Source organism: Kitasatospora misakiensis (assembly GCF_042656005.1).
GTDB classification, from domain to species: Bacteria; Actinomycetota; Actinomycetes; order Streptomycetales; family Streptomycetaceae; genus Kitasatospora; species Kitasatospora misakiensis.
The window spans coordinates 16,090-30,735 of sequence record NZ_JBHSOF010000050.1 but is presented as its reverse complement, the minus strand read 5'-3'; the positions used below and the strand labels follow the sequence as shown (position 1 = coordinate 30,735).

The following is a 14,646-nucleotide window of genomic DNA, read 5'->3' as shown; positions in this document are numbered from 1 at the left end:
AGCTCACCCCCCTGGGGCTAGCTCTTGGCCTTCTCGTAGTGCCGGGCCGCCTTGGCGCGGTTCCCGCAGACGGCCATCCGGCACCAGCGGCGCCGGCCGTTCTGCGAGGTGTCGAAGAAGTGCAGGATGCAGGCGTCGTGCGCGCACTTCTTGATCCGGTCCGGCCCCTGGGCCAGCAGCCCCAGGAAGTCGTCCACCGCCAGCCAGGCGGCCAGCCGCCCGGGCTCGTCCACCTCGACCCGGTCCACCGGTCCGGTCGCCGAGGCGGCCCGCCGGACCCGCCCGTGCCGCAGCACGGCGTCCAGCCCGGCCAGCGCACCGGCCCCGGGCGGTCCGCCCGCGTCCAGCTCCCGGACGGCCGCCGCCAGCGCCTCCCGGGCCTCCAGGAGGGCTTCCAGCGCGGCCCGGTCCGCCGGGCAGCGGTCGGCCAGCCCGGCCGAGGAGAGCCAGATCCCGTGGCCGTCCGGCTCGGCGAGCAGGTCGTTGACCGGTGTGCCGGCCCACCGCGTGTTGAGCAGGTCGAGCGCGAGCGGCTCTCCGAGCAGCGGGCGCGGGTCCCGCGGGTCTGCTGTCCGCTCGGTCATCGACGCTCCCATCGCTCTCGGCCGGTCCCCGAGTCTACGTCGGGCCCCCGCGGCGGGGGGCCTGGCCGGAAGCCGCCGGACCGGGCCCCGGACGCACCGCCCCGCCGGGAACCGGCCGGTCTGTTTCCGCACTGTTTCAAGATCGATAACCCTGTGGCCCCCGTCTCGTGACCACTGTCATACGCACGAGTGATGACGTACCCTCTCGACCGTGCATAGGGTTCCCCACAGCTCGGCGAGGCCGTTGACGGCGCGTTCCGGCGCCGCACCGGGTCTGCCGAACCCGCTCGGTGGGGAAGGTAACCACATGGCCTCACAGCATCCCCAGGACGCACGACTCAGACTGGTCGGGCCGCGTCCGGACATGCCCATGCCCGCGTCCGCGTCCGCGCCCCGGCCGCCCGTTCCGCCGCTGTCGCCGGCCCCGACGCCCGGGCGCCCGAGCCCGACCGGCGGCTTCGCCGACACCCTGCACGTGGCGATCGAGGCCAGCGGCCTCAGCCTGGACCGGATCCGCGCCGCGCTGGCCCAACGAGGCGTCAGGGTCAGTGTCACGACGCTGAGTTACTGGCGCCGCGGCCGCAGCCAGCCCGAGCGCGCCAGCTCGCTGCGCGCCGTCCACCTGCTGGAGGAGCTGCTCGGCCTCCCGCACTCCACGCTGTCCGCGCTGCTCGGCCCGCCGCGCCCGCGCGGCCGCTGGGCGGCCAGCGCCGGCGCCAGCCACCTGCGTCTTGAGGACGTCTGGCCGGGCGAGCAGGAGATCGCCGACGTCTTCGCCGAACTGGACGCCCCGCCGGCCGGCGAGCTGGAGCGCCTCTCGGTCCACGACTCGTACTACGTGGGCGCCGACCGGCGCGGCAACCTGCTGCGGATGCGCCAGGTCGTCCGGGCCACCGTGTCCGGGGTCACCCGCTGCCTGGTGGTGCACAAGGCCGACGAGGAGGCGACCGGCTGCCCGGAGATCACCGGCGTCCGGCACGGCCGGCTCGGCCGGGTGCGCCGCCGCCCGGACGCCGGCCTGATCGTCGGCGAGGTGATGCTGGACCGCCCGCTGGGGCTCGGGGACAGCACCGTCTTCGAGTACGAGGTGGAGATCCCCTCGGGCGGGGCCGAGACGACCGAGTACAGCCGCCGCTTCGCCACCCCGGTGCGCGAGTACGTGCTCCAGGTCCACTTCGACCCGGCGACCGTGCCGGTGCACTGCGAGCGGTACGACCGCGACCCGGGCGCGGACGTCGACCGCCGCCGCGAGCAGCTCTGGATCGGCGCCTCGGCCAGCGCCCACGTGCTCGCCCCCGACCAGCAGCCGGGCCACATCGGCGCCCGCTGGGAGTGGGAGTAGCCGCACCGCGGCCCGGCGCCCGCGCGCCGACTCCTTCGCACCACCCTCGAACACCCTTGTCATGGCACAGCCATGCCTGCGAAATCTAACCATTGAAACCGCCAGTACTGGTTGACCTCCTTCGAGCATAACCACTAACGTCGTTGGCAACGGTTAGCCAGCGGCGCCCCGAGGCGCCCTGACCACGGGAGTGATCAGGCATGTCCGGCACCATCAGCAGCACCCCGCAGACCGGCCACGTGGGCCTGAACGTCACCGACCTGGCCCGCTCCACGGCCTTCTACCGGCGCGTCCTCGGCCTTGAGCTGGTCGCGGAGGGCACCGACCCGGAGCACCGCTACGCCTTCCTCGGCCGCGACGGCCGCCCCGTCCTCACCCTCTGGCAGCAGAGCGAGGGCGCCTTCGCCACCGCCGCCCCGGGCCTGCACCACCTCTCCTTCCAGGTCGACTCGCTCGACGAGGTCCGCGCCGCCGAGGCGCTGCTGCGCGAGCTGGGCGCCTCCTTCGCCTACGACGGCGTCGTCCCGCACGGCGAGGGCGCGGCCTCCGGCGGGATCTTCTTCACCGACCCCGACGGCATCCGGCTGGAGATCTACACCCCGGCGGGCGTCGACGGGACCGGCGCCGAGGCCCCCACCAAGTCCGCCCCGACCTGCGGCTTCTTCTAGAAACTCGCTTCCTGGAAACACTTTGCAAAGTCCTGCCGGGACTTTGCAAACACCCCCTGGACGTACCGCCAGGCCCGAGGGAGGACCCGTCATGACCGCCCGCACCACGCCCTACCACCCCGGTGAACGGGCCGTGCAGGCCCGGGCCGGCCGGACGGACCGGGCCGACCACTCCGGACGCGCCGTCGGCAGCACCGTCCCGCCCGTGGCCGCCCGCTTCCTCACCGAACGGCGCGTCCTGGTGATCGGCGCGGCCGACGCCGACGGCCGGCTCTGGGCCACCCAGCTCAGCGGCCCGGCCGGCTTCCTGCGGGCCGCCGACGAGCGGACCGTGACGGTCGCCGCCCGCCCGGCCGAGGCCGACCCGCTGGCCGCCGCCCTGGCCGGCCCCGCCGAGGTCGGCACCATCGCGCTGGACCCGGCCGGCCGGCGCCGGATGCGGGTCAACGGCCGCTCCACGCCGGACGGCCGGGGCGGCCTGGTGATCGACGCCGACCAGGTGTACGCCAACTGCCCGAAGTACATCCAGCGCCGCCACCCGGTGGACCGCCCGGAGGCCGGCGCCCCGCGCCGGGTGGCCGCCGGCCCGGCGCTGAGCACCGCCCAGCAGCTGCTGGTGAGCACCGCCGACACCTTCTTCGTCGCCACCGTCGGCCCGGACGGCCGGACGGACGCCTCGCACCGCGGCGGGAACCCGGGCTTCCTGCGGGTCCTCGGACCGGACCGGCTGCGCTGGCCCGACTACCCGGGCAACAACATGTTCATGACCCTGGGCAATCTGGAGGTCGACCCGCGGGCCGGGCTGCTCGTCCCGGACTGGGAGACCGGCGGCGCGCTGCTGGTCACCGGCGAGGCCAGGACCGACTGGTCCGACCCGGCCGCCGCGGGCCTGCCGGGCGCCGAACGGGTGGTCGAGCTGACCGTCACCGGCGTCGTCGAACTGGCCGACGCCACCCCGCTCACCTGGACCGACCCGGAGTACTCGCCCGCCAACCCGCCCGCCGTCCGGCCTCCCGCCTGAGCACGCCACCCGGAGCACGCCGCCCCGGAGCACCGCCCGAAAGGCCCGTCAGCTGACGGCCGGACAGGCCGACGGACCGCCACCTCGACCACCGGCCCTACCGTCCCGCCCGACCCCGCGCCACGCCCGGGCACCGAACGGTCGTCACCCGCCCGGAGCAGCCCACCGCGCCGACCGGGCGTCCGCTTTGGGACTTTGGTCCGGATGACACACGCTGTCGCCCCGGGAAGGAAGGACCGTGCTGTCACGCCGTCAGCGGCCTGACCACACCGTCCCCACCGGGAGGAAGAGGCGGAGGATGACCCGAACCGATCAACCGGCCCCGTTGTGGGAGTTCGACGAGGTCGAACCGGACGAGGACTGCATATGCGGGGGCTGCGGCGCCCGCCGCCGAGCCCGGCTGCACGCCGCACCGGTGCACGAGGGCGGCCACGCCGCGGCCCGCAGCGTCCGCCGCCGGGCCGCCGTCCTGGTGGCCGCCGTCGGTACCGCCCTCGGCGGCGGAGCGGCCGGCGCGACCGCGGCCCCGGCTGCGCCCCCGACCCCCGGAGGCCCGGCCACCCCGCACACCGACACCCCGCAGGGCGAGGTCGGCGGCCTGCACGGCGAGTCCCCCGACGCCCGGTCCGCCGCCCCGGGCGCCGCCGCCCAGCCGGTCACCCGGGCCGCGATCATCGAGCGGGCGCAGCGCTGGGTGGACCAGAAGGTCCCGTACAGCATGAGCCGCTACTGGTCGGACGGGTACCGCCAGGACTGCTCCGGCTTCGTCTCGATGGCCTGGGGGCTCGGCAGCAGCCAGACCACCTGGACCCTGCCGGACTTCGCCGAGCGGATCACCAAGGCCGACCTCCAGCCGGGCGACATCCTCCTCCACAACGACCCGGCCAGCCCGCGGGGCGGCTCGCACGTCACCCTCTTCGGCGGCTGGACGGACGCCACCCGCACCCGCTACCTGGCGTACGAGCAGACCTCCCCCGGCACCACCAAGCGCGCGACCCCGTACGCCTACTGGTCCCACTCGGCCACCTACCTGCCGTACCGCCTCAAGGCGCTCTCGCCCGGCGGGAGCAGCAGCGACGGCGCCGCGTCGGCGGCCTTCCCGGGGGCCGACAAGTTCGGCCCGGGCGCCGACAACGCCTACGTCACCAGGCTCGGCCGGATGCTGGTGGAGCGCGGTGGCGGCCGGTTCTACACCGAGGGTCCGGGCCCGCGCTGGAGCGAGTCGGACCGCCGGGCCACCGAGGCGTTCCAGCTCGCCCAGGGCTGGCGCGGCAGCGAGGCGGACGGCATCCCGGGCAAGGACACCTGGGACTACCTGGTCAACGGCAAGGGCCGGAACATCGACGGCGGCGCCGCGCTGCCGCCCCCGCCGGTGACGCCCGGCACCGGCGCCCCGGCCTTCCCCGGCGCGGGCGGCTTCGGTCCGGGCGCGGTCGACGAGCAGGTCCGGCAGCTCGGCGAGCAACTGGTCCGCAAGGGCTTCGGCGCCGCCTACACCGAGGGTCCGGGCCCGAGCTGGAGCGAGTCGGACCGGCGGGCCACCGAGGCGTTCCAGCGCGCCCAGGGCTGGCGCGGCACCGAGGCCGACGGGTACCCCGGCCCGGACACCTGGCAGCGGCTCTTCTCCTGACCGATATCGGGCTGCCCGCCCCGCCCGGCAACCGGCTCAGGCCGGCCCGCCGGGCGGGCGGCCCGACATCCAGTGGAAGAGCCCCATCGCCACGCTGGTCGCCAGGTTGAAGCTGGAGACCCCGGGCCGCATCGGCACGGCGACCAGCTCGTCGGCCCGCGCCCGCAGCTCCGCCGAGACGCCGTGCCGCTCGGTGCCGAAGGCGAGCACCGCGTCGTCCGGGAAGGCCGTCGCCCGGATGTCGGTGCCCTCCGGGTCCAGTACGTGGAGCGGGCCGGCCGGCAGCTCGGCCAGGGTCAGCCGCTCGACGGCGGTGGCGAAGTGCAGGCCCGCGCTGCCGCGGAGCACGGCCGGGTGCCAGGGGTCGAGCTCGCCGGTGGTGACCACGCCGGCGGCGCCGAAGCCGGCCGCCAGCCGGATCACCGCGCCGACGTTGCCCAGGTTGCGCGGGTTCTCCAGCAGCACGACCGGCCCCGGCCGGGGGCGGTCGGCCAGCGCGGCGCGGTTGGCCGCGGCGGTGGGCCGTACGGCCAGGGCGATCACCCCGGTCGGGTGCAGCCGGGGGGCGAGCGTCCGCAGCGCGGCCTCCGGGAGCTCGACGGCCAGCGCGTCCAGCGCCGGGGCGACGTCCGGGGCCAGCTCGGCGGCGAGCGCCAGCAGCGCGGCCCGGTCGGCGGTCAGCACCTGCCGGACGGCGCCGCCGAACCGCAGCGCGTGCTTCAGCGGGTGGAAGCCGTCCAGCAGGACCGCCCCCGGCTCCTCGGCGCCGGTCCGCCAGGCGCGCAGCAGTTCCTCGTTCATCCCGCCCACTCTGCCATCCCGGCCGGGGCCGGCTCACCGGGCCGTCCGACGCAGAGGGACCACGGGGGCGCCCGGCTCAGCGTCCCGGACGGTTCAGCGCCCGGTGGGTTCCGGCTCGCGCCGCTCGGCGGCGGCCGCCGTACCGCCGCCTCGCAGCGCCCGTTCCAGGTCCTTCAGCGCCTGGAGCAGCAGCCTGGTCCCGGCCCGTACGACGTCCCGCTGCACCCCCGGCGGTGCCTCGGCGAGCCGTCGCTCCAGCCGCTCCTGGGCCTCCCGGACGGCGCCGAACTCCACCGGCCGCCCGGTCAGCAGCGCGCCCGCCGCCAGCGCGGTGGCCAGCCGCAGCTCCTCGGCGAACTCGGCCGCCCCCGGCACCGGGTCGGCGTCCGGACCGGGCAGATGGGCCTCCAGCAGGACGGCGACCCGCCCGAGGTGGCCGACCGCCGCCCGGGCCCGGTCCAGCTGGCGGCGGCTCACCCCGGGCAGCCCGGAGGCGTGCCGACCGGGCTCGGCGTCGGCCCGCTCCATCGCCTGGAGCAGCTCCGAGCGCGCCTCCCGGGAGTCCAGCAGCGCCGTGCGCACCGCCCGTCCGCGCGGGGCGGCCGGCCGCTCGTAGACGGCGAGCGCCTCGGCCGTGTACCGCCCGGCGGCGGCCAGCCACTCGGCCAGCCGTTCGCCGAGCCGGGCGGTCTGCCAGGTGGGGAAGAGCGCGTAGACGAGCAGCGCGACCGAGCCGCCGAGCAGCGTGAGACCGACCCGCTCCACCGCGGTGACCAGCGGGTTCCCCGTCTGGAGCCCGAGCAGGAAGACCACGTAGGAGGAGATGCAGGCGGTGATCACCGCGTAGCCGGTGCGGAAGGTCAGGTAGGCGCCGCCGATCGAGACCACCGCGAGCACGGCCAGTACCCACTCGCCGGGCCTGGCCAGCTGCACCACCAGGGTGGAGGCCGCCACCCCGGCCACCGTCCCGGCCAGCCGGGCCACGCCCCGGCTGTAGGTCTGCGCGAAGTCCGGCCGCATCACCATCGCGGCGGTCATCGGCGCCCAGTAGCCGTGCCCGAAGCCGGCCACCCGGGCCAGCAGGTAGGCGGCGGTGACCACCCCGGCCAGCCGGACGGCGTGCTGGAAGACCGCCGAGCGCGGCCGGAACTGGCGTCGCACCGCGCGCAGCGCCGTCGGCAGCATCCGGAACAGCGGCGGTTTGCGCAGCGCCCCGCCGGGCTGGACGACCGGGGTGTCGATGGTGTCCTCGGCGCCCCGGTCGAGCGCGTCGGCGGCGCCGCGGAGCAGCCCGGCCAGCCGGCGCGCGGCGCGGCGGGCGGGGCCGCGCAGCTCCGGGCCCTCGGTCCGGGCCACCAGGGTGAGGGCCGGCGCGGAGGCCGGGAGGCGGAGCGGGTCGCCGCTGCGGATCGCCCGGGCCAGCGCGTCCATCGCCTCGGCGGCGGCGGCCAGCACCTCCCGGGCCCGGTCGCGTTCCGGGCCCTCCGCGGGGGCGCCGACCTTGGGGTCGGCGATCGCCGCCAGGGTGGGCCGGATCCGCTCGGCGAGGCCGCGCAGGCCGCGCAGTTCGGGCGGCCGGTGCCGGTCCTGCCAGGGGGTCAGCGCGGCGGCGTGCCGGGCGGTCATGAACGGGGCCGGGTCGATGTGCGCGGTGGGGTCCTGGCGCAGCCGCCGGGCGTAGTCGGCGAGTTCGGCGTAGGTGTCGGCGAGCGCCGCGCGCTGGGCGGTCCAGCTGCCGATCGGCCAGACGGTGATGACCAGCGCCTGCACCGCACCGCCGAGCGCGCAGACCAGCCCGTGGCCGAGCGCGGTGAGCGGGCTGACCGGCAGCTGGACGACGATCAGCATCACCGAGACGGTGTTGGCGGCGACCACCCCGGCGGTCGGCCCGGTCGCCCAGGCGAGCCCGGCGCCGAACGCCCAGACCGCGAGCAGCACCGAGAAGGCCCCGGACACCCCGACCGCGAGGTAGCCGAGGAAGGTGCTGACGCCCAGTCCGATCCCGGCGGCGACGGCGAGCGTGGCCCGGGGGCGGAAGCTGCGCTGGAAGGTCGCGGTGCCGGCGATGAACGCGCCCATCGCGGCCGAGGTGGCGAGCCGGGCGTCGAAGAGGGCCAGGGTCGGGAAGAGCACCAGGGCGACGGCGACCGCTCCGCGCACCGCCCGTTTGGGGTCGGTGAGCGCCCGGTCGACGGTCAGTCCGGTTCGCGCGGTGTCTCGAAGCGCGGCGAACCAGGACATAGCGGTCAGCTTAGTGGTGCCCTCCGCGGCCGGATCCGCGCGACCCGCGCCCCGGCCCAGCACAGCGCCGCGGTCGGCAGGAACACCGCGTCCGCCGCGACCATCGCCAGCGAGAACACCGGCAGCCCCAGCAGCACCGCGATCCCGACGTGCTCGGCCATCATCACCACCAGCAGCGCGTTCTTGACCCTCCGGTCGACCAGCGTGAACGGGAAGCCCACCTGGAGCAGCACCGTCCCGTAGGTGATCAGGAACACCGGCAGCAGCGCCCCGCCGACCAGCCCGGACAGCGCCGGCCAGGGCGTGAAGTAGTCCAGGTGCAGCGGGTAGTACAGCGCGGTGCCGTCCTGCCAGCGCGAGCCCTGCACCTTGTACCAGCCGGCCGTGGCGTAGATCAGCACCACCTCGACGGCGATCACCAGCATCGCGCAGTTGTGCACCATGGTCGCCAGCGCGTCCAGCACCGCCCGGGCCTCGCCCCCAGGGGCCACCCGGTCCACCAGCCACCGGAGCCCGGCCACCGCCCAGAGCCCCCAGAACAGCGGCGCCCAGCCGACGTACGGGAACACCGGCGCCGACCAGTCCAGGCTCGTCCCGGCGAAGCCGCCCAGCTGACAGACCAGCAGCAGCGCCCCGAGCACCGCCCAGAGCAGCACCCCGGTCCGCCCCGGGGCCTTCCGGCGGGCGTCCAGCGACCACACCTCGGCGCACCGGGTGAAGACCAGGTAGATCGCCATCAGGTGGACGATGTTGTCCCCGCCGTCCCCGAGGAAGACGTTGCGGTTCTGCAGTGACAGCACGGTGATCAGGAACAGCACCGTGCTCGCCCTGGTCCGCCAGCCCAGCAGCACGGCCAGCGCGGCCAGCACCGCCAGGTGGTAGACCAGCTCGAACCAGAGCCGCCCGCCGAACCAGGGCAGCACGGTGAGCGCCCGGTTGTCGGCCAGCAGCTGCCGGGCCAGCTCGGTCGACCAGGGCGAGGTGTCGCCGTACAGCAGCCGCCGGTTGGGCCACTCCCGCAGCAGGTAGGCCAGCCAGACCAGCCCGAAGCCGATCCGCACCGCCGCCGCCTGGTACCGGCCGAGCACCCGCCCGGTGAACACCGCGACCGCCCGCCCGGCGAGCTCGGCCGGGTCCGGCCGCGGCGCACCGGCGGGGGCGTCGCCCGCCTCCGGGGAGCCGGGCTGCCGGGGGATCCCGGCGGGCGACCACTCCTCGGCACCGGCCGGGGCGACATCGGCCGGGACGACATCGGGCTGGGTGACATCGGCCGGGGTGACGCCGCCGGGCACCGACCCGGTCACCGCAGCCCCCGCAGGTCCTCGTCCTTCACCGGCCACCAGGGCAGCTCACGCACCTTCGGCGCGGGCGGCGCCGCCTCGTCGTCCCAGGCCGGCGGCGCGACCGTCGTACTGGTCACCCGCAGCTCGACCCCCACCACCGGCCGCCCGTCCACGCTGGCACCGATCCGCTGCACCGCGATCCGCTTCAGGTACTCCTCGGCCAGCCGGCCGCGCGGATTGGTCGCCGACTCGTCCTGGGCGCTGTGCGAGCCGTCGTAGAAGTCCCAGGCGCGGCGCAGCAGGTTCTGGTCGGCGTGGCTCGGCGCCGGATTGCCCCGGATCGCGGCGATGTCCTGCGCGGTCAGCCCGACCCAGTCGTGGACCCGCGCCTCGCCGTCCGCCGACGCGGTGCGCACCCGGGCGTCCACCGCGACGTTCTGCTGCAGCGGATTGGGCGCGAACAGCTTCCAGTTCTGCTCGAACTCCGGGTAGATCAGGCCGTCGACCTGCTCCCGGTACTGCCGGGACAGCGGATTGGCGGGCGCCACGTGCAGGAAGACCGCGCCGAGGAAGAGCCCGGTCGCCGTGATCAGCAGCGCGGCGGACGCGCCCAGGACGACCCGCGCGGGCGCCGACCAGGCCCGGCGGACGGGCGGCGGGTCCGTGCTCTCGGCCATGGAATCCCCCGGGGAAGGGTGGGGCCGGCACCGCGCCGGCCCGGTCGCGCGCCCATCCTGCCCTACTCCCCGGGCCCGGCGGAGCCCCCCGGCTCCCGGCCGGTCCGCCCCGCCGGTCCGCCCCGCCGGTCCGCCCCGCCGTCGACCCGGGCTACAGGACGAAGGCGTCCTGCCCGCCGCTGCCCACCATCGGACGGCCGGCGCCGTCCCAGGCGTACATCCCGCCGTCCACGTTGACCGCGTCCCGGCCGTTCTGCACCAGGTACTGGACGACCTGCGCGGAGCGCCCGCCGACCCGGCAGAGCACGTACAGCTTCTCGTCCGGCAGCTCGCCGATCCGCGCGACCACCTCGCCGATCGGGATGTGCAGCGCGCCGGCCACGTGCCCGGCGTCCCACTCGTCCTGCTCCCGGACGTCCAGCAGGGCGGCGTCGGCGGGCACGGCGGCGGCGTCGATGGTGGGGATCTGCGCGAACATCGTCTGGTTCTCCTGGGCGTCGGGATCGGCGCCGCCATTGTCCCCCACCGGGCGGCCGTCGAGCAGCCGTTCCAGCTCCGCCTGCTGGCCGGCGGCCTTGGCCAGCAGTTGCTCGGCCAGCTCGGCGAGCAGCCCGTCCGGGTCCTGCGGGGCGAGCGCGAGCAGCTCGCCCATCGCGCTGCGCTCCAGCCGGACCTGCTCGGTGGCGAGCTCGCCGATCCGCCCGGTCAGCCACTCCAGCCGGCGGCGCAGCCAGCCGAGCCGGTCGGGGGAGTCGGGCGCGGGCGCCGCCTCGGGCGCGGTGGACCACTCGGCGGCCAGCGCCTCCAGCGCGCCGGTGTCGCCGTACGCGTAGGCCTCGTTGACCCGGGCCAGGAACACCGCGCGGCGCTCCTGCTCGGCCGGGTCGGTGGACAGGTCCGGGTGGGCCCGGCGGACCAGCTCGCGGTAGATCCGCTGGGCGTCCCGGCCGGGCCGCACCCGGGCGGGCGCGGCCGGCGGCGGCGGGGCCTCCTCCTGCGCCCGGACGCTGTCGAACAGCGCGTCCAGGTCCGGCATGTCGTCCACCCGCTGCCGCGCCTCGTGGGCCCGCCTGAGGTCCTCCGGGAGCCCGGTGCGGGCGGCCACCGCCTCGGCCAGCAGCGCGTCCAGCTCGTCCAGTCGGGCGTACAGCGGGCCGAGCAGCTGGTGGTGGATCAGCGCGAAGTTGTCGATCTCCACCCGCAGGGTCCGCACGTCGACGTCCATGGTGAGCCAGGCGAGCTCGGCGGCCTCGACCCGCTCCTCCAGCTCGCCCTGCTGCGGATCCGTCCAGCGGACGGGGATCTGCGCGGTCACCTCTGGCCTCCGTCTCGTGCTGTCCGGTGCGGGGCCGGCGGGCCCGTCCTGCGACCCTACCGCCCGCGCGCGGCCCAGCCGCGGGGTGGACGGGGAGCGCGGAACGGCGCGCGGCCCGCGACACGCAACTGATACCGAGGAATCTCCCCGTTTCGCTATCGACTCCCGGCCGGTCCGTGCTTCGCTGGTATCCGCACAGCGTGCCTTCCTCCGGAGAATCAGCCGCTTCAGGCGTGGCGGCCAGGCGGGAGCAGACCGAATCCATGGTGGACGATCCCAACTCCACACCGCGTCCGACGGGCCCCGGTCCGGGGCCCGGCACCGCACCGGACGACCGGCCCCCGGGGGTGGTCGCCCTGGTCCGGCTCGCCGTCGTGCTGGTCGACCGCGACGGGCGGATCGCCCAGTGGAGCCGCGCCGCCGAGGAGCTGTTCGGACACCGCGCGGAGGCCGTCCACGACCGCCCGGCCGCCGGCCTGCTGCCCGCCGCCGAGCCGCGCGGCGCGCCCGGACCGGCCGCGCCCCCGCCCGCCGTCCACCGCCGCGACACCTTCGCCACCCTCGCCGAGCTGACCGCCGACGGCACCGCCTGGGCGGGCCGGCTGCCCGTGGTCGACCGCGAGGAACACCCGCGGGACGTGCTCTGGTGGGCCTACCCGGTGGACGGCCGGGGCGGCCGGCTGCTGGCCCTGCCCGCCGACGCCCGCCCGCTGCGCTCCGCCGGCCCCCGGCTGGCGCTCGGCGAGCGGCTGCTGCCGTTCGCCGCCGCCCCCGGCGCGCCGGGCGGCTTCCACCGGCTCTCCGCCGCGCTGACCGCCGCCGGCGCGCCGGTCCCCGAACCGCTCGCCGCCGTCCTGCCCGGCTCCGCCGAGCGCCGCGGGCCGCTGCTCGCCGCGCTCACCCGGTCCGGGCTGCCCGCCCTGCGGCTGGACCCGACCACCGTGCTGCCGCTCCGCCCGGCCGACCCGGCGACCGGGACCGCCCACGTCGCGGCCCGGATCGGCCGCCGCTACCCGACCGCGCAGCAGCGCACCACCCGGCTCGGCCCGCCGCCGCAGCCCGAGCAGTCCGCGCCCGGTCGCCGACCGGCCGCCCCGCTGCCCGCCCAGCTGCCCGCCCAGCGCGAGGCCGCGGTCGCACCGGCCGCCACGGACCGGGCCGGCCGCCCCGAACGCCCCGGCGCCGAGCGCGCGGGCGGCGGCGTCCCGGCCACGCCGAGAGGAGGCACCACCATCGAGCAGACCGCCGTCGGCCCGTCCGCCCACGGACCTCGGCTCCACCCCGGCGAGTCGGCCGTACCGGCCGGCGTCCCCGCCTCCGCCGTACCGGCCGCCGTCCCCGTCGTACCGCCCCCGCCCGGGCCGCCGGCCGGCCGGTTCGGCCCGTTCCTGACCAACGGCCACGCCGGCGAGCAGCTGGCCCTGCTCAACGAGGTCGGCGGCAAGGTCGGCACCACCCTCGACCTCGGCTTCACCGCCCACGAGCTGTGCCGGGTGCTGGTCCCCCGGGTCGCCGACTTCGCCTGCGTCGACCTCGTCGACGGCCTGATCTCCGACTCCGAGCTGCCTGCGGCCCGCCCGGACGACGACACGATGCTCCGCCGGGTCGCGCTGGCCTGCAACGAGTCCACCGGCCAGTGGGACCATGTCCTCCCCGAGGGCGCCCTGGTCGCCATGCCCCGCCGCACCCCGCCCGGGATGGCCCTCCAGCTGAACCAGCCGGTGCTGGTCCCGGTGGTCACCCGGGACGTCGCGGTCGACTACGCCGCCGCGCTCGGCGGCCCCGAGCTCGCCGCGGTGGTCGCCGGCCGCTCGATGCTGGTGGTGCCGCTCTCCGCCCGCGGCACCGTGCTCGGCATCCTCAAACTGCTCCGGCTCCCCGACCGCGCCCCGTTCGACGAGGGCGACGCCGCCACCCTCAAGGAGCTGGCCGCCCGGGCCGCGCTCTCGCTGGACAACGCCCGGCTGCACCGGGCCGAGTCCCGGGTCGCCATCACCCTCCAGCGGTCGATGATCCCGACCCGCCCGCCGCAGATCCCCGGCGTCCAGATCGCCCACCGCTACCTGCCCGGCGACTCCCGGGCCGAGGTCGGCGGCGACTGGTTCGACGCCATCCAGCTGCCCGGCAGCCGGGTCGCCCTGGTGGTCGGCGACGTGATGGGCCACGGCCTGCACTCGGCCGCCGCGATGGGCCGCTTCCGCACCGCGATGCAGACCCTGGCCGCCCTCGACCTGCCGCCCGGCCAGCTGCTGCGCCATCTGGACAACCTGGCCCACAAGCTCGGCGACGACCACCTCGCCACCTGCCTGTACGCGGTCTACGACCCGATCAACCGGACCTGCGAGCTGGCCAGCGCCGGCCACGTCCCGCCGGTCCTGGTCCACCCGGACGGCACCGGCGAGCTGCTGGAGATCCCGGCCGGCGCCCCGATCGGCGTCGGCGGGGTGCCGTTCGTCGCCAAGACCATCGACGTCTCGGACGGCTCGATGCTGGTGCTCTGCACCGACGGCCTGGTCGAGGTCCGGGGCGGGGACATAGGAGCCGGGCTGGCCGCGCTCTGCGGCAATCTGATCGACCCCCGGCAGAGCCCGGAGCAGGCCTGCGACGTGGTCCTGGACCGGCTGCACTCGGACGACCGGAAGGACGACGTCGCGCTGCTGGTGGCCCGCTTCGACGGCGTCCCGCCGAGCGAGGTCGCCACCTGGGACCTCACCGTCGACCACCGCGAGGTCGGCCGGGCCCGCGCCCTGGTCCGCGAGCAGCTGGCCGCCTGGGACCTGGAGTCGATCGGCGACACCGTCGTGCTGCTGGTCAGCGAGCTGGTCACGAACGCCGTCCGGGTGGCCCGGGACCGGGTCCAGCTCCAGCTGATCCGGGTGGACAAACTGCTGGTCGAGGTCAGCGACGACAACCACAACCTGCCGTCCCTGGAGCCCGCCGAACAGCTCGGCGAGACCGGGCGCGGACTCACCCTGGTCACCAAGCTGGCCGAACGCTGGGGCACCGCCCGCAAGGCGGTCGGCAAGGTCGTCTGGTTCGAACTGCCGATCTGAACCGAGGCGCCCTGAACCGAAGAGCCCGCGG

At 76.4% G+C, this 14,646-nt stretch carries 11 protein-coding genes; 5 read left to right on the top strand and 6 right to left on the bottom strand.

Annotation, left to right across the window (positions count from 1 at the left end; genetic code table 11):
• Positions 1-17: 17 nt before the first annotated feature.
• The gene (locus tag ACFP3U_RS29440) at positions 18-584 is read right to left on the bottom strand and encodes a CGNR zinc finger domain-containing protein (RefSeq protein ID WP_380228753.1); all 567 of its coding nucleotides are present in this window, start codon (positions 582-584) and stop codon (positions 18-20) included.
• A gap of 370 nt (positions 585-954) precedes the next feature.
• Here ACFP3U_RS29440 and ACFP3U_RS29435 point away from each other — a divergent pair, with 370 nt between their 5' ends.
• The 4 genes from ACFP3U_RS29435 to ACFP3U_RS29420 all read left to right on the top strand — a co-directional run bounded on the left by ACFP3U_RS29435 (position 955) and on the right by ACFP3U_RS29420 (position 5,245).
• Positions 955-1,926 carry a hypothetical protein gene (locus tag ACFP3U_RS29435; RefSeq protein WP_380228752.1) on the top strand — a complete coding sequence of 324 codons (972 nt, stop codon included), beginning with the start codon at positions 955-957 and terminating at the stop codon, positions 1,924-1,926.
• A 200-nt stretch (positions 1,927-2,126) separates the two neighbouring features.
• Positions 2,127-2,594 carry a VOC family protein gene (locus ACFP3U_RS29430; protein WP_380228751.1) on the top strand — a complete coding sequence of 156 codons (468 nt, stop codon included), beginning with the start codon at positions 2,127-2,129 and terminating at the stop codon, positions 2,592-2,594.
• 91 nt (positions 2,595-2,685) lie between these two features.
• Entirely contained in the window at positions 2,686-3,615 is a 930-nt protein-coding gene (locus ACFP3U_RS29425; protein WP_380228750.1) for a pyridoxamine 5'-phosphate oxidase family protein, read from the top strand.
• 298 nt (positions 3,616-3,913) lie between these two features.
• Entirely contained in the window at positions 3,914-5,245 is a 1,332-nt protein-coding gene (locus ACFP3U_RS29420; RefSeq protein WP_380228749.1) for a peptidoglycan-binding protein, read from the top strand.
• Positions 5,246-5,281: 36 nt separating this feature from the next.
• On the opposite strand, the gene ACFP3U_RS29415 is transcribed toward ACFP3U_RS29420, so the two are convergent.
• The 5 genes from ACFP3U_RS29415 to ACFP3U_RS29395 all read right to left on the bottom strand — a co-directional run bounded on the left by ACFP3U_RS29415 (position 5,282) and on the right by ACFP3U_RS29395 (position 11,562).
• Positions 5,282-6,046: a TrmH family RNA methyltransferase gene (locus ACFP3U_RS29415; RefSeq protein ID WP_380228748.1), complete on the bottom strand. Its 765-nt coding sequence runs from the start codon at positions 6,044-6,046 to the stop codon at positions 5,282-5,284.
• A 93-nt stretch (positions 6,047-6,139) separates the two neighbouring features.
• On the bottom strand, positions 6,140-8,287 hold the full coding sequence (locus ACFP3U_RS29410; protein ID WP_380228747.1) for an FUSC family protein: 2,148 nt from the start codon (positions 8,285-8,287) through the stop codon (positions 6,140-6,142).
• Between the two features lie 5 nt (positions 8,288-8,292).
• A complete protein-coding gene (locus tag ACFP3U_RS29405; protein ID WP_380228746.1) occupies positions 8,293-9,591 on the bottom strand; it encodes an HTTM domain-containing protein in 1,299 nt (432 codons plus the stop codon).
• Positions 9,588-10,247 (bottom strand): DUF5819 family protein, encoded by a 660-nt coding sequence (locus ACFP3U_RS29400; RefSeq protein ID WP_380228745.1) that lies wholly within the window; start codon positions 10,245-10,247, stop codon positions 9,588-9,590. The genes ACFP3U_RS29405 and ACFP3U_RS29400 overlap by 4 nt, the downstream gene beginning before the upstream one ends.
• A gap of 151 nt (positions 10,248-10,398) precedes the next feature.
• Positions 10,399-11,562, bottom strand: a complete 1,164-nt coding sequence (locus ACFP3U_RS29395; RefSeq protein WP_380228744.1) for a rhodanese-like domain-containing protein — start codon at positions 11,560-11,562, stop codon at positions 10,399-10,401.
• Between the two features lie 263 nt (positions 11,563-11,825).
• Here ACFP3U_RS29395 and ACFP3U_RS29390 point away from each other — a divergent pair, with 263 nt between their 5' ends.
• Positions 11,826-14,615, top strand: a complete 2,790-nt coding sequence (locus ACFP3U_RS29390; RefSeq protein WP_380228743.1) for an ATP-binding SpoIIE family protein phosphatase — start codon at positions 11,826-11,828, stop codon at positions 14,613-14,615.
• Positions 14,616-14,646 lie beyond the last annotated feature (31 nt).

Bases quoted from the DNA above. Each gene is read 5' to 3' on its own strand.
- ACFP3U_RS29440 (WP_380228753.1), bottom strand. From the start codon at position 584: ATGACCGAGCGGACAGCAGACCCGCGGGACCCGCGCCCGCTGCTCGGA.
- ACFP3U_RS29435 (WP_380228752.1), top strand. From the start codon at position 955: ATGCCCGCGTCCGCGTCCGCGCCCCGGCCGCCCGTTCCGCCGCTGTCG.
- ACFP3U_RS29430 (WP_380228751.1), top strand. From the start codon at position 2,127: ATGTCCGGCACCATCAGCAGCACCCCGCAGACCGGCCACGTGGGCCTG.
- ACFP3U_RS29425 (WP_380228750.1), top strand. From the start codon at position 2,686: ATGACCGCCCGCACCACGCCCTACCACCCCGGTGAACGGGCCGTGCAG.
- ACFP3U_RS29420 (WP_380228749.1), top strand. From the start codon at position 3,914: ATGACCCGAACCGATCAACCGGCCCCGTTGTGGGAGTTCGACGAGGTC.
- ACFP3U_RS29415 (WP_380228748.1), bottom strand. From the start codon at position 6,046: ATGAACGAGGAACTGCTGCGCGCCTGGCGGACCGGCGCCGAGGAGCCG.
- ACFP3U_RS29410 (WP_380228747.1), bottom strand. From the start codon at position 8,287: ATGTCCTGGTTCGCCGCGCTTCGAGACACCGCGCGAACCGGACTGACC.
- ACFP3U_RS29400 (WP_380228745.1), bottom strand. From the start codon at position 10,247: ATGGCCGAGAGCACGGACCCGCCGCCCGTCCGCCGGGCCTGGTCGGCG.
- ACFP3U_RS29390 (WP_380228743.1), top strand. From the start codon at position 11,826: ATGGTGGACGATCCCAACTCCACACCGCGTCCGACGGGCCCCGGTCCG.